14 protein-coding genes and 1 pseudogene are annotated in these 13,209 nt (G+C 70.8%); 3 read left to right on the forward strand and 12 right to left on the reverse strand.

The features are described from left to right. Window positions 1-44: 44 nt before the first annotated feature. The 8 genes from OHS57_RS23940 to OHS57_RS23975 form a co-directional block, all read right to left on the reverse strand. Window positions 45-509, reverse strand: a complete 465-nt coding sequence (locus tag OHS57_RS23940; RefSeq protein WP_443043092.1) for a thiol-disulfide oxidoreductase DCC family protein — start codon at window positions 507-509, stop codon at window positions 45-47. A 5-nt stretch (window positions 510-514) separates the two neighbouring features. Then, window positions 515-952, reverse strand: coding sequence for a hypothetical protein (locus OHS57_RS23945; protein ID WP_041985357.1), 438 nt, complete (start codon window positions 950-952; stop codon window positions 515-517). 179 nt (window positions 953-1,131) lie between these two features. Beyond that, window positions 1,132-1,659, reverse strand: a complete 528-nt coding sequence (locus OHS57_RS23950; RefSeq protein WP_041985355.1) for a hypothetical protein — start codon at window positions 1,657-1,659, stop codon at window positions 1,132-1,134. 146 nt (window positions 1,660-1,805) lie between these two features. Further along, a complete protein-coding gene (locus tag OHS57_RS23955) occupies window positions 1,806-2,582 on the reverse strand; it encodes a succinate dehydrogenase iron-sulfur subunit (protein WP_041985351.1) in 777 nt (258 codons plus the stop codon). After that, a complete protein-coding gene (gene sdhA / locus OHS57_RS23960; RefSeq protein ID WP_328583296.1) occupies window positions 2,582-4,336 on the reverse strand; it encodes a succinate dehydrogenase flavoprotein subunit in 1,755 nt (584 codons plus the stop codon). The genes OHS57_RS23955 and sdhA overlap by 1 nt, the downstream gene beginning before the upstream one ends. Window positions 4,337-4,356: 20 nt before the next feature. Beyond that, the gene (locus tag OHS57_RS23965; RefSeq protein WP_328583297.1) at window positions 4,357-4,848 is read right to left on the reverse strand and encodes a succinate dehydrogenase hydrophobic membrane anchor subunit; all 492 of its coding nucleotides are present in this window, start codon (window positions 4,846-4,848) and stop codon (window positions 4,357-4,359) included. A 5-nt stretch (window positions 4,849-4,853) separates the two neighbouring features. Then, window positions 4,854-5,234, reverse strand: a complete 381-nt coding sequence (gene sdhC / locus OHS57_RS23970; RefSeq protein WP_078863455.1) for a succinate dehydrogenase, cytochrome b556 subunit — start codon at window positions 5,232-5,234, stop codon at window positions 4,854-4,856. Window positions 5,235-5,445: 211 nt separating this feature from the next. Continuing rightward, window positions 5,446-6,075: a 2-oxo-4-hydroxy-4-carboxy-5-ureidoimidazoline decarboxylase gene (locus OHS57_RS23975; protein ID WP_241778483.1), complete on the reverse strand. Its 630-nt coding sequence runs from the start codon at window positions 6,073-6,075 to the stop codon at window positions 5,446-5,448. 138 nt (window positions 6,076-6,213) lie between these two features. Here OHS57_RS23975 and OHS57_RS23980 point away from each other — a divergent pair, with 138 nt between their 5' ends. Both OHS57_RS23980 and OHS57_RS23985 read left to right on the forward strand, forming a co-directional pair. Then, on the forward strand, window positions 6,214-7,863 hold the full coding sequence (locus OHS57_RS23980; protein WP_328583298.1) for a beta-N-acetylhexosaminidase: 1,650 nt from the start codon (window positions 6,214-6,216) through the stop codon (window positions 7,861-7,863). Window positions 7,864-8,019: 156 nt separating this feature from the next. Next, the gene (locus tag OHS57_RS23985; RefSeq protein WP_041985333.1) at window positions 8,020-8,619 is read left to right on the forward strand and encodes a hypothetical protein; all 600 of its coding nucleotides are present in this window, start codon (window positions 8,020-8,022) and stop codon (window positions 8,617-8,619) included. Between the two features lie 96 nt (window positions 8,620-8,715). On the opposite strand, the gene OHS57_RS23990 is transcribed toward OHS57_RS23985, so the two are convergent. The 3 genes from OHS57_RS23990 to OHS57_RS24000 all read right to left on the reverse strand — a co-directional run bounded on the left by OHS57_RS23990 (window position 8,716) and on the right by OHS57_RS24000 (window position 11,825). Next, window positions 8,716-9,651 (reverse strand): CPBP family intramembrane glutamic endopeptidase, encoded by a 936-nt coding sequence (locus tag OHS57_RS23990; RefSeq protein WP_078863454.1) that lies wholly within the window; start codon window positions 9,649-9,651, stop codon window positions 8,716-8,718. A gap of 139 nt (window positions 9,652-9,790) precedes the next feature. Beyond that, complete coding sequence (locus OHS57_RS23995; RefSeq protein WP_078863891.1) at window positions 9,791-10,444, reverse strand: response regulator transcription factor; 654 nt, start codon at window positions 10,442-10,444, stop codon at window positions 9,791-9,793. Window positions 10,445-10,514: 70 nt separating this feature from the next. Continuing rightward, entirely contained in the window at window positions 10,515-11,825 is a 1,311-nt protein-coding gene (locus tag OHS57_RS24000; RefSeq protein WP_328583299.1) for a sensor histidine kinase, read from the reverse strand. Window positions 11,826-12,013: 188 nt separating this feature from the next. On the opposite strand from OHS57_RS24000, the gene OHS57_RS24005 reads away from it, so the two are divergent. After that, on the forward strand, window positions 12,014-12,253 hold the full coding sequence (locus OHS57_RS24005) for a hypothetical protein (RefSeq protein ID WP_041985328.1): 240 nt from the start codon (window positions 12,014-12,016) through the stop codon (window positions 12,251-12,253). A gap of 81 nt (window positions 12,254-12,334) precedes the next feature. On the opposite strand, the pseudogene OHS57_RS24010 reads toward OHS57_RS24005, so the two are convergent. Next, window positions 12,335-13,098, reverse strand: a pseudogene (locus OHS57_RS24010) (alkaline phosphatase family protein); the annotation flags it as partial. Between the last annotated feature and the right edge of the window lie 111 nt (window positions 13,099-13,209).

Here is a 13,209-nt window from a genome sequence, read left to right on the forward strand (position 1 = left end):
CCCCTCCCGGCAAGCTCTGCCCTGTCCGGTGACGTCCCGCCCGGTCAGGGAGCCGGCGCCGGCGCCTCGCACAGCCCCTCGCAGTGCGCGGCGCCCGCCACCCCGGCCGGCGCCCCCGTCGCCGCCCGGTACCTGGCCGCTGCGAGGACGGTGACCCGGGCGAACGGGAGGCCCGCGGGCGTTGCCAGCCAGTGGGACTTGGGGCGGTGCTCGGTCAGCGCCCACAGGCAGACGATCCAGGCGGCCGTCCCCCGGTAGACCTGGCCGCCGTCCCCGATCACGGTGATCTCCCGCAGCGTGCTGCCGTGGTCGAGGTCGGGGAAGCGCCGGCGCGCCTCCTGCGACGCCGCCGGCACCAGGTCGAGGGGGACGAGCTGCGGCTGGCGCAGCAGCCAGTGCCGCAGATGGACGCAGAGCGGGCACTCCGCGTCGTACAGCACCGTCAGCCGGCGGACCGGCGCCCGGCGGTCCGCCACCCGCGCGGGCGCGTACCGGTGCGGGGTCGGCACGGTGCTCACGCCCCGGTCGCCGGAGCGGCCCACGGGCCCGGGCCCTTCGGTCCGCCGGTCCAGCCCTGCGGCGGCACCGGCGGGGTCTGCTCGCGCTCCATGATCCCGCGCCGCCGCATCTTGTTGAGCACATACACATTGCCGAGGTGCATCACGCCGAGGACGAGCAGGACCACACCGACCTTCACCGAGATCTCCTCGACGACCGCGCGGGAGTCGGCGACGGCGTTGCCCGTCTTCAGGTACAGCGCGACGAAGCCGAGGTTGACCAGGTAGAAGCCGACCACCAGCAGGTGGTTGACGGCGTCGGCGAGCTTCTCGTTCCCGTGCAGGACGTCGGCGAGGAAGATCCGTCCGTTCTTGCTCAGCGTCCGCGCCACCCACACGGTGAGCGCCACGCTGACGACCAGGTAGATCACATACGCCACAACAGTGAGGTCCATACCTCACCCTCCCCTTGGATGCGCTCTTGAACGTGTTCAAAAGCTGTTGTCGATGACACTAGCCCTCCTTTTGAACATGTTCAAGCGCGCGCGGACGGCGAGAAACGCCGACTGCCCGGGTGCGGGCACCCGGGCAGTCGGTCGAGAGGCCGGTCCACGAACCGGTCGGGAAGCGGTCGTTACATGGCGCTGAGCGAGCGGGCGTAGTTGACCTGGCCCATCACGCCCATGAAGTCGCCCGGGTGGCTCGCCGGGATCATCGTCGCGTGGTGCTTGCCGCCGCTGGTCACCGTGACCTGGATGAAGCCGGTGGTCTTCTTCTCCTTCATCAGCAGGAAGAGCAGCCCCAGCAGACAGAAGACGAAGAAGACGATCGCCAGCACGATGGCGTGCGCCGGAATGCTCTCCTCCGTACGGGACATGTCCGTGGCGTTCCACACCGCGCCCCTGAGGGGCAGCGTGCCCGACGGGGTCACGATCGTGTCGTTCAGGACCGTGATGTCACCGATCGACACCAGCGGCGCCCCGCCGGCCTGCTGCGGGGCGCCGAACGGCACACCCGCGGGCAGCGTCGCGCTGTACTCGGCGGGCGGGCCCGGATAGCCGTAGCCGGGCGGCTGGTTGGGGTACCCGTAGGCCGGGTAGCCCTGCTGCTGCCCGGGGCCCCACTTGTACTCACCGTCGCTGTACGGATTCGGCTCGGTCATCGCATTTCCCCGTTCCCCCGGCTGGTGTCCGGCATCGATCCTGACACACAAAGGCCCGCCGCCGTACTGTCCGTGTACGGAGACGGGCCTTTCGGTGACGCCCGGAGCGCTCAGAACACCGGGAACGCTCAGAACACCGGGAACGCTCAGAAGCGGCGGGTGATCAGCGCGCGCTTGACTTCCTGGATCGCCTTCGTGACCTCGATACCGCGCGGGCAGGCGTCCGTGCAGTTGAACGTCGTGCGGCAACGCCACACGCCGTCCTTGTCGTTGAGGATCTCCAGACGCTGCTCGCCGGCCTCGTCACGCGAGTCGAAGATGAAGCGGTGCGCGTTGACGATGGCGGCGGGGCCGAAGTACTGGCCGTCGTTCCAGAAGACCGGGCAGGACGACGTGCACGCGGCGCACAGGATGCACTTGGTGGTGTCGTCGAAGCGCTCGCGGTCCTCGGCCGACTGGTGCCGCTCACGCGTCGGCTCGTTGCCGGTCGTGACGAGGAACGGCATCACGTCCCGGTACGCCTGGAAGAACGGGTCCATGTCGACGATGAGGTCCTTGAGGACCGTCAGGCCCTTGATGGCCTCGACCGTGACCGTCTTCGGCTTGCCGTTCTTGCCGGGCGTCGCGATGTCCTTGATCAGCGTCTTGCAGGCGAGCCGGTTCTTGCCGTTGATGCGCATCGCGTCGGAGCCGCAGATGCCGTGCGCACAGGAGCGGCGGAAGGTCAGCGTGCCGTCGATCTCCCACTTGATCTTGTGCAGGGCGTCGAGCACCCGCTCCTTGGGGTCGATCGACAGCTCGAAGTCCTGCCACTGCGACTCGTCCGAGACCTCGGGGTTGAAGCGGCGGATCCGGAACGTGACGGTCATGAGGTGCGAGGCTGCCGAGGCGGCCTCCACCCGGTCCATGGTGGCTGTAGACATCAGTACTTACGCTCCATCGGCTGGTAGCGGGTCTGGACGACCGGCTTGTAGTCGAGACGGATGGACTCGTTGCCGTCGTCGCCGACCTCGCGGTACGCCATGGTGTGGCGCATGAAGTTCACGTCGTCGCGGTTGGGGAAGTCCTCGCGGTAGTGACCGCCGCGCGACTCCTTGCGGGCGAGCGCCGACACGGCCATCACCTCGGCCAGGTCGAGCAGGTTGCCCAGCTCGATGGCCTCCAGCAGATCCGTGTTGAAGCGCCGGCCCTTGTCCTGGATGGACACGTGCAGATAGCGCTCGCGCAGCTCGGCGATCTTCTCGACGGCCGTCTTGATGGTCTGCTCGGTGCGGAACACCATCACGTTGGCGTCCATGCACTCCTGGAGTTCGAGGCGGAGCGCCGCGACGCGCTCCTTGCCCGTCGACTCCCGCAGGTGCTCCACCCGGTCCCGGACGAACTCCGCCGGGTCGTCGGGCAGTTCGACGTAGTCGTTGGCGGCCGAGTACTCGGCGGCGGCGATGCCGGAGCGGCGGCCGAAGACGTTGATGTCGAGCAGCGAGTTGGTGCCGAGCCGGTTGGCGCCGTGCACCGAGACACAGGCGACCTCGCCGGCCGCGTACAGGCCGGGCACGACCGTCGTGTTGTCGGACAGCACCTCGCCCTGGACGTTGGTGGGGATGCCGCCCATGGCGTAGTGCGCGGTCGGCTGGATCGGGATCGGGTCGGTGTACGGCTCGATGCCGAGGTACGTACGCGCGAACTCGGTGATGTCGGGCAGCTTGGCGTCCAGCTGCTCCGGCGGCAGGTGCGTCAGGTCGAGATAGACGTGGTCGCCCTCGGGACCGCAGCCGCGGCCCTCGCGGATCTCCGTGTAGATGGAGCGCGAGACGACGTCACGCGACGCGAGGTCCTTCATGACGGGCGCGTACTTCTCCATGAAGCGCTCGCCGTCCTTGTTGCGCAGGATGCCGCCCTCACCGCGGGCGCCCTCCGTGAGCAGGATGCCCATGCGCCAGATGCCCGTCGGGTGGAACTGGAAGAACTCCATGTCCTCCAGGGGCAGCCCGCGCCGGTAGCACGCGGCCTGGCCGTCACCGGTCAGGGTGTGCGCGTTCGACGTCACCTTGAAGAACTTGCCGGAGCCGCCGGAGGCGTAGATGACGGCCTTCGCCTGGAAGATGTGGATCTCGCCGGTGGCCAGCTCGTAGGCGACCACACCGGCCGACCGCTTCACCCCGTCGACCTCGACCATGATCTGGTCCAGCACGTAGAACTCGTTGAAGAACTCCACGCCCTCCTTGACGCAGTTCTGGTACAGCGTCTGGAGGATCATGTGACCGGTACGGTCGGCGGCGTAGCAGGAGCGGCGGACCGGCGCCTCACCGTGGTTACGGGAGTGACCGCCGAAGCGGCGCTGGTCGATGTTGCCCTCGGGGGTCCTGTTGAACGGGAGACCCATCTTCTCCAGGTCGAGGACCGCGTCGATGGCCTCCTTCGCCAGGATCTCGGCGGCGTCCTGGTCGACCAGGTAGTCGCCGCCCTTGACCGTGTCGAAGGTGTGCCACTCCCAGTTGTCCTCCTCCACGTTGGCGAGCGCCGCGGCCATGCCGCCCTGCGCAGCCCCCGTGTGGGACCGGGTCGGGTAGAGCTTCGTCAGCACGGCGGTACGGCTGCGCTTGGTCGACTCGATGGCCGCGCGCATGCCGGCGCCGCCGGCGCCGACGATGACGGTGTCGTACTTATGGATCTTCATTGGTCTCGTCAGCCCCGGCTTTAACTAATGTTCGGGTCGAAGGTGAAGATCACCAGCGAGCCGAGAAGAATGGTGAACACCGTGGCGGTGTAGAGCAGGCCCTTGAGCCACAGCCGCGCCGTCGTGCTCTCCGCGTAGTCGTTGATGACCGTGCGGAGGCCGTTGGAGCCGTGGAGCATGGCGAGCCACAGCATCAGCAGGTCCCAGACCTGCCAGAACGGGGACGCCCAGCGGCCGGCCACGAAGGCGAAGCCGATCTTGGAGACGCCGCCGTCCAGCACCAGCTGGATGAGCAGGTGACCGAGGACCAGGACGACCAGCACGACACCGGACAGCCGCATGAAGAGCCAGGCGGCCATCTCGAAGTTGCCGCGCGTCGACTTCGGGGTCTTCCCGGTACGCATGCGGGGCGCCTCGATGAGCGGCGCCGGGTGGTCGACGTCGTACAGGCTGACGCCTTCGACGTCGCTGATCACCGGAGTCGATCCGGCGGAAGAGGTGTCTGTGGACATGGGACTCAGCTCCCGAACAGTTCGCGCGCGGCGTGACCGAGCACGGGGTAGAGGGCGCCGACCATCAGGACGAACCAGATGGCCACCGCGGTCCACAGCATCTGCTTCTGGTAGCGGGGCCCCTTGGACCAGAAGTCCACGGCGATGATGCGCAGGCCGTTGAGCGCGTGGAAGAGGATTGCGGCCACAAGGCCGTACTCGAGCAGCGCGACGACCGGGTTCTTGTAGGTCGCTACGACATCGTCGTACGCCTCGGGTGAGACACGTACGAGAGCAGTGTCCAGTACGTGTACGAACAGGAAGAAGAAGATGAGGACGCCGGTGACTCGATGAGCCACCCAGGACCACATACCTTCCCGGCCGCGGTACAGCGTTCCAGCCGGCACGGAAAAACCCTCCGGGAGCAAGGATCGGGGCCGGCCGCCATCTTCTGCTCGGGCAAGCACAGTGGTGTCGGTCGCGCCCGGCCGGGTACGGTCCACCGGCCCCGGCCATCGTAGCGACGACTTGTCGGTCCGCTCGCCCGGGGTCCTCCCATGGGCCCGAAACCCCCTCGAACAGCCACGGACGGACCAACGGCGTTCGTGACGAACAGCCCTATCGGGACACCTGTGGGACGGCCGGACCGGTGGACGGCCAGTCCAGCTGGTGGGCGACGAGGTACGCGATACGCGTCCGGGCGAGTCGGCGCAGCTGGTCGGCCGAGACGGACCGTTCCTCGTCGGGGTCGTGCGGCAGCCGGGCCCGCAGCCCGGCGAGCACGTGGTCGAGATGCTCCTCGGGGCGGTGCCCTTCCAGGCTGATCACGAAGGCGTGGCCGAAGCTGGACTCGTACGCGGCGTGCGCGGCGCGCAGCGCGGTCCTGGCCGCGGGTGGCGCGGTGTGCACGGGGCCTGACGACGACTCGGCGGCCAGCGCCTCGGCCAGATCGGCCAGCGCCAGGTCGTAGCCCGCCTCGTCGGCGGCGGCGAGCAGCGCGTCCAGATCGGGGTACGGGCGGTGGGCGACCAGCCGGGTGGCCCAGCGGCGGCTGCCGCAGCAGGTCAGCAGCGCGGCGTGGACGGTTTCCGCCGGGGCCGTGTTGAACCGGCGCAGACCCGCCTGGACGTCGGGGGAGTCGCGGGTCTGGGCGGGGAACCTCGGGGGCCCGGCGGGGGACTCGCTGGACAGCGTGGGCTCCTCGGAAGCGGGGGTGCGGCTGAGAGGCGGTAGGGAGGGAAGTGACACAACGTTATCGATGAGTGGCGGGAACTGTCCGACGGATGCGCGAATTTCACCCGGAAGAGAGAGTTTCAACGCGCGGAGTGGACGACTCCATGGGACGTTCGCCGTGTACGCCCGCCACACCTAGGAGGTTTTCGACCGATGTGGCACCCCCGGAACGCCCTGCGCCTCACTGCCGCCGGTCTGGCGGCTACGGTCGGCGCGCTGTCGCTGGCGGCCTGTCAGGACCAGTCGTCGGACTCGGGCGGCGCGGCCACCCCCGCCCCCACGTCGTCGTCAGCCGCGTCGGCCGCCTCGTCGGCCGCCGCCGCTTCGGCGTCGTCCGCCGCGCCCGAGCCGTCGCCCACACGGTCGTACCCGCTCTCCAGCGCGCCGCGCACCGTCCCGGCGGTCCGGAGCCATCAGGCGGCCCACGGTCCGGGCTGGCGTCCTTCGGCCAACAGCGGCGTCGTCGTGGCGCGCGGCAGCGCGGGCAGCGGGCTCGCCGACGAGGCGAAGCTGCTGGCCCAGGAGCTGAAGATCGGGTACCGGGGCGCGGTCGCCGCCAGGGCGGGCGACGTCGAGCTGGCCCTGAAGCCCGGCGGCGGCGCCGAGTCGTACACCCTCACGGCCGCCAACAACCGGGTGCTGATCACCGGTCCCGCGCAGGCCGGGGTCTTCTACGCCACCCGCACCCTCAAGCAGGCGGTACGGGCCGACGGCGCGATGCCCGAGGGTGTCGTACGCGACTCGCCGGACCGGCCGCAGCGCGGACTGAATCTGGACATCGCGCGGAAGTTCTACAGCGAGGGCTGGATCGAGGACCGGCTGCGGGAGATGGCCGACCTCAAGCTCAACCAGCTCGGGCTGCACTTCTCGGACGACCAGGGCTTCCGCATCGAGTCGGCCACCCACCCCGACATCGTCTCGGCCGAGCACTTCACGAAGGCGCAGATCCGGCAGATCCTGGCGGTCGCGGCCCGGCTGCACATCACCGTCGTGCCCGAGATCGACTCGCCGGGACACCTCGGCGCCGTACTGGCCCCGAACCCCACGCTGAAGCTGCGTAACACCGCCGGCGTGGTCACCAAGGGCGCCATCGACATCTCGAAGCCCGCGTCCGCGCGGCTCATCGACGATCTGGACCGCGAGTTCGCCGCGCTGTTCACCGGCGCTTACTGGCACCTCGGCGCCGACGAGTACCAGGCGCTGACGGTCCGCGACCCCGCCGCCTCCTTCCCGCAGCTCGCCACGGCCGCCCGGCAGAAGTACGGGAGCGGCGCGAGCGTGACGGACCTGACGGCGGGCTGGACGAACGACCGCGCGGGCGTGGTCACCAAGCTCGGCAAGCAGCCCAAGGTCTGGAACGACGGCGTGTTCGCCGGCGGCACCGTGCACGCCGACAAGAACCTGCAGATCGAGTACTGGACGGGCAAGGAGATCGGGGCGCGGCAGCCGGTGTCGTACCTCCAGGAGGGGCGCCCGATGGTGAACCTCAACGACGAGTACATGTACTACGTGCTCGGCCAGCCGAACGACTTCACCTATCCGACCGGGCAGCGCATCTACGAGCAGTGGACCCCGCTGGTGCTGCGCGGTACGACGGCGGTGCCCGCGCGCTACTCGAAGCAGATCCTGGGCGGCAGGTTCGCCGTGTGGGGCGACTTCCCGAACGCCCAGACCCAGGACCAGGTGGCCGCCGGCATCAAGATGCCGCTGGCGGCGACCGCCCAGAAGCTCTGGAACCCGGGGAAGCCCGCGCTCTCCTGGACCGGCTTCACCGCGCTGGCCACAAAGCTCGACGTCGGCTGAAAATAGCCGGTCATATTCCCTTCCATATCCGGGTATCGCGGTTCCAACCACCCGGGCGGCCGTCCCTTGTGGGAGATGATCACCAGGAGCGGAGTGACGTAATCCGGCCGCCCGGCGCAGTACAGGGCAGTAGCGCGTCCGTGACAGGAGCCGTCCATGAGCCTGGTGAAGCTGATCGCCCAAGCCGATGAGCGCGGGCTGGCCGCGAGCGGTCTCGCCTGCCTCGACCGGTGTCTGCCGCTGCTCGCCGAGGAGAGCGAGGTCCTGCGCCCGCTGTGGGCGGGTATCGCGGCCGGCGCCGAGGGCTGGCCGGGCAGGCTGGTGACGGCCAGGGGCGCCCTGGACGACGCCATCGACGCCGAGGCCGTGACCAACGTCGAGATCGCGCTCGTCCGCACCCTGCTGAACTCGGCGCCCGCTGCCTGGGCGCCGGAGCCGCTGCGGGTCTGGGCCGACACCTGTTCGCTGGTCGGCCTGGAGATCCACCAGAAGTTCGACACCGGCGGCGGCGCCGCGGGCGAGGAGCTTCAGGCGCGGCTCACGCGCTGCCGCGAGGAGCCCGTCGACACGGTGGCGGCCATCCCGGGAGTGGGCCCGCTCGTCGCCGGTGAACTGCGCCGTCAGGTGCGGATCCTGGAGATGCTCGCCGAGCCGGACGGCGCGGGGAGCGGACTGCGCCAGGCGCTGGATCTGTCGACCGAGGGCCAGCGGGTGCTGCGCGCGGTCGTCTCCCGCAGGGCGCGGGCGCGGAGCTGACACGGCGACACCTGGGGTGGCCGGATTCAGGCGGCCACCCCAGGCCGTAAAGGGCCTCTGACCAGGCATTTCTTCGTCGAGACCAAGGTCTGGAGTTTATCCGATTCCGGTCGGCTTGGACAGGCCCAGACGGCCCCGGGTGGCCGCCAGGATGATCAGGGCCGCCGTGAGCGAGGCGAGCAGGAACGCGTGGCCCGTGCCGGCGTCGGACTGGGTGGGGAACATGTCCGACGCGGCGACGGAGAAGAAGTTGTTGACGCCGGTGTGGACCAGCATCACCAGCGGCATGCTCTCGCCCGAGCGGTTGAACACCCAGGTCATCACGAAGCTGAAAGCGATCGTCGTGGCCAGGAACTCCAGCGGCTTGGTCACGGCCACGTCCGGGCCGCCGCCCCACTCGGTCAGGAACAGCGGCAGGTGCCAGGAGCCCCAGAGGACACCGACAACGAGGGTCGCGACCAGCGGGCCGAAGCGGCTCTGCATCCGGGGCATGGCGAATTCACGCCAGCCGGGCTCCTCGGCGAGGCCGGTGGTGATCATCTGGAGCAGCAGGCCGGGCAGGAAGGCGGCGAGCACCGCTGCGGGCGGCAGGACGGGAGCGCGGCCGGCGAGTGCGGCCGAGGCGAGGGTCAGCGCGGCGGGCACCGAGACGATGACCAGGGCGTACCAGTACCAGGCGAGCCGGAACTTGGTCATCCGGCGGCGCCAGACCCGCAGTCCCGCACGTCCCTCGGTGGTCGTGGTCACCAGCAGGGCCGAGCTGATCGGGCCGAGGTAGGCGCCGGGCAGCACGCCGAGGAGCTGGCTGCCCGCGGCGCCGCCGGGGAAGGTGAAGTGCCAGATCCCCAGGCCGTTCTCGGAGAGTATGTACGGCGTCCAGGCCAGCCAGCTCAGCGCGAAGGCCAGGCAGAAGAACCAGACCAGCGGAGCGCGGCGGACGGCGGTCCGCAGCCGGGAGCTGTCCGCCGCCCGGCCGTCCGGCTCCGCACCGGCCGGCCGCGCTTCGTTGTCGGTGGGGGCTTGAATGCTCATCGCGGGTTCCTTCGGACGGGCTGAAGCACGGGTTATTGACGTGCTCAGCACATCAATCCGTGGCCCGTGGATCACTCCCGTGCGCGCCCCAAGTGGTGGTACAGCAGGCTGTACTTGACCGTCTCTCCGGTGCTTCCTGTCAGCGCGCCCCGCGCCGGGCGGCGTCCAGGAAGCGCAGCACGGCGGCCACCCGCCGGTCGACCTCGTCGGCCGGGGACAGGTCGAGCTTGGCGAAGATGCTGCGGATGTGTTTGTGGACCGCGCCCTCGGTCACGACGAGCCGGCCCGCGATGGCGCCGTTGCCCAGCCCCTCGGCCATCAGGGCGAGCACGTCGCGCTCGCGGGGGCTCAGCCGTTCCAGGCGGGTGTCCTGGCGGGAGCGGGTGAAGAGCTGGGCGACGACCTCCGGGTCGATCGCGGTGCCGCCGGACGCCACCCGGTGCAGCGCGTCCAGGAACTCCTCCACCCGGCCCACCCGCTCCTTGAGCAGATAGCCGAGGCCGCCGACCCCGCCGGTGAGCAGTTCGGTCGCGAAGCTCTGTTCCACGTAGGCGGAGAGCACGAGGACCGCGAGACCGGGGCGGCGGCGCCGGGCCTCGACGGCCGCGCGGATGCCCTCGTCGGTGTGGGTGGGCGGCATCCGTACGTCGAAGATGGCGATGTCCGGGGCGTACGCCTCGATGGCGTCCAGCGCGGCTTCGGCCGTACCCGCCGTGGCCACCACGTCGAGGGATTCGGCGCGCAGCAGCAGGGCCAGCCCCTCGCGCAGCAGCGCGTCGTCCTCGGCTATCACGATCCGGGGAGCGTGCGGCGGGTGCGGGGCCGTCGGGTGCCGGTTCGTCAGGTGCTGGGCCGGAGGCCGGTCACGATCCACAGGGGAGATCCACTTCGAGGGTTGTCGGACCGCCGGGCGGGCTGGCCAGGCGGAGGGTGCCGTCGTGCGCGGCGACGCGGCGGCGGATGCCGGTGAGCCCCGAGCCGCCGTCCTCGTCGGCGCCGCCCCGGCCGTCGTCGGTGACGGCCAGCCGGAGCCGGCCGCCGCGGGCCCGTACCGTCACGGTGGCCCGTTCGGCGCCGCTGTGCTTGGCGATGTTCGTCAGGGCCTCCGCCACGACGAAGTACGTGGTCGCCTCGACCGAAGCGGCGCACCGTTCGGGCGCTTCCACGTCGATACGGCAGGGCACGGCGCAGTTCGCCGCGAGCCCGGAGAGCGCGCCGGCCAGCCCCCGGTCGTCCAGGACCGGCGGGAGGATGCTGCGCGACACCGCGCGCAGCTCGGCCAGCGCCTGTTCGGCCGCGGACTGGGCGCGTTCCAGTATCTCGTCGGCGTGGGAGGGGTCGCGGGCCACCTTGCGGCGGGCAGCGCCGAGCAGGACGGTGACCGAGACGAGCCGGTTCTGGGTGCCGTCGTGCAGCGCGCGCTCGATCCGGCGCAGCTCGGTGGCGTGGGCGTCCAGGGCGGCGGCGCGGGTGGCGGTCAGCTCGGCGACCCGCAGCGACAGATCGGCGTCGGGTCCTGCGGCGAGCAGCCGCTGTCCCGGGCCCGACTGGAGGCGTGCCATGCCGGGGGTCAGCCCGACGATGATGGCGATCCACCCCACGCCGAGCAGCGTCACGCAGAGGGCGCCCGGCCACGAGTGGGCGACGCCGAAGCCCAGCGAGGTGGCGGTCGCGTCGTCCGGCATCAGTTTCCAGTACAGCGGGAAGGCGCCGTCGCGCAGGGCGAGGAACGGCAGCAGGGCGCCGGCGACGCTCAGCAGCAGCCCCACCGTGGCGTGCCTGACCAGCCAGCGCAGCTCCCTGCGGGTGGTGGCGTCGTCGAGTGCGGCCCGCAGCCGGGTGGGCGGGGGTTCGGGGGCGATCACCTCCAGGCCCCTGCGGCCGAGCCGGGCCCGCTCCCGGCGGGCCAGGGCGTGCAGCGCGCGCAGGGCGAGCGGCGCCATGAGCAGGCCCACGCCGATCAGCGCGGCCGCACCGGTCACGGCCAGCAGGACCAGCACGCCGAGCGCCACGGCCGCTGTGCCCAGCCCGCCGGCGAGCTGTCCGGTCGCCGCGCCGGCGGCGCGCAGAGCCGCCACGGCGATGCCCCCGACACTCTCGACCGGGCCGTCCTGCCGCGTCGAAGCGCGCGCTGCCGCGGGGTTCGCCGGGTGGTCTGCCGTCCGCTCTGTCATCCGCTCTCCTCCGCTCTCCTCGGTCCGCGCACGACCCTAGGGCGTAGACGCCTCTGTTGGCGGTCCGAGGGACGGAAGGTACAGCCTGCTGTACCTCCGACCGGGCGGTCCACGGGATCGTCCGGCAGGGGCGCGGTCCCTAGCGTCGGTAGCGACAACAGCGACCGCTCCCACCGGAGGAAGTCCCCATGGCGCACACCGATCCGTACCGGCTCAGCACCACCCCCACCCCTGTCGCGGAGAGCCCCGGTGACGACGGCCGGGTGGACCTCGTCCGTGCGCTGCTGTGGACGGTGGTGGTCGTCAGCGCGGTCGCCAACACCGCGGCCTCGTACGCCGATGTCAGCCTCTGGCTGCAACTGCCCGTCGGCTTCGTCACCCTGCTCGCCGCCACGACCCTGGTCATGCGCAAGCTGCGACGCCGATGAGACGGGAGCGGGCGGGCGACGTCCGTCGGCGTCGCCCGCCCGTCCGTGTGTCCGGCAGCCGCTCGCCCGGCTGCCGCTCGCTCAGCTCGCCGTGACCCGCACGCCGTCGATCACCCAGTACCAGTTGTTGCTGCCCGTGTAGCGGAAGCGGAAGCTGACGCTGGTCGCCCCCGACGGGACGGTCAGGCTCAGCGACTGCGGCTGTGAGATGACGTCCTTGGTGTACGACGTGACGGCGACGGGGGGGTGCCGTTCCACGAGGCGAGGATCTGCGCGGTCTGACTGCCCTCCTGCCGGTAGAGCGTGGTGAATTCCAGCCGGACCTTCGCCTTCCCGCCGACCGCGTACGCCGGGGTGACGAGCGTGGAGTCGTACGTACCGGACGACGCCTTGTCGTCCCACTCGTCGGAGTCGGCCACCGCGAAGACGCCGCGCGAGCGCACGTTCAGCTCGCGGGACTGATCGCGCTGGGACCTGCTCCAGAACTCGTCGGTGGCGAAGGACCAGCCGCGCCACTCGGTGACACCGCCGGTGCCCATCGCGGAGTTGATGACGGACCAACCGCTGGGCGCGGTACGGGTGTAGCCGAGCACCCCGGCCGGGATCCCGGTCTCGTCGACCCGTCCGGAGAGCGCCGGGTACAGGGTGTCGAAGGGGTCGGCGGACCGTTCCTGGACGGGCTTGCCGTCGAGACCCCACGCGGGGTCGGGGACGATGCCCAGCTGCTTGAACACGGTGGCGGCCACGTCCACGAGGCGGGTGTCGAAGGGGCGCGCGCCCGCGGCGATCCCGGGGCCCTGGGCGAGGACGAACGTGCGCCGTTCCTCGATGGTGCTGCCGCCGTGTGGGAGGACGGCCGAGGTCGCCACCCCCCACAGGAGAGACCCCGGCCGCCGTCCGACTACGGGCCGGCAGTGCCGCCCCGTACTCCCCTCAGCGTCAAGGGTGCGTTTTCT

It is taken from the genome of Streptomyces sp. NBC_00370 (genome assembly GCF_036084755.1).
GTDB lineage: Bacteria > Actinomycetota > Actinomycetes > Streptomycetales > Streptomycetaceae > Streptomyces.